Annotated in this window: 1 protein-coding gene; it reads left to right on the plus strand. The window is 32.8% G+C overall.

Annotation, left to right across the window (positions count from 1 at the left end):
* The coding region (locus NL42_RS18795; protein WP_461313904.1) for a hypothetical protein at window positions 1-449 on the plus strand (449 nt) is incomplete at its 5' end.
* Window positions 450-558: the final 109 nt, after the last annotated feature.

Consider the following 558-nt stretch of genomic DNA (forward strand, 5'->3'; position numbering starts at 1 on the left):
GCTGGAGGCAGCTGGTAATGGGGAATTTGTATAGCTTACTATTTATACCAGTGTTAGTAGCATGCTCTGGTACAGTTGATTTACTTGTTTCGGGTAATGCTAATAATGGAATTATATTTCAGCTATCTAAAAGTGATGCCAAAAAGTTTGATAGTGGTTTTCGATTTTATGTAATGGATAATAGTGCTGTTCCTGCTGGTGCGTTGAAAGAAACAGTATGGGAGATTAAGATAAGTAGGGAAATAAAATGGTTTAATTTTAAAAATGATTATGCCTATAAATGGACTTATGGAGTTAAACCAAGCGGATTTAAAGAGATTATCAAACCCAAGCAGCTAAAGTTAAATACTCAATATTATTATTCGATTGATGGTGGGGCAGGCTATCATGATTCAGGTTGTTTTTATTTAAATGAGAACAAAATGGTTATAAATAGTAAGAGCTGTTGAATCGGATATTGTTCAGAACTCTGGTCTTGTAGTTTATTATTTGTAAGCATCATTAAGCTATACTTCTACCTTAAATTATGAGCTGAATCAGTCTTTTGATAAGTTAACT

It is taken from the genome of Acinetobacter sp. GN11 (assembly GCF_054823985.1).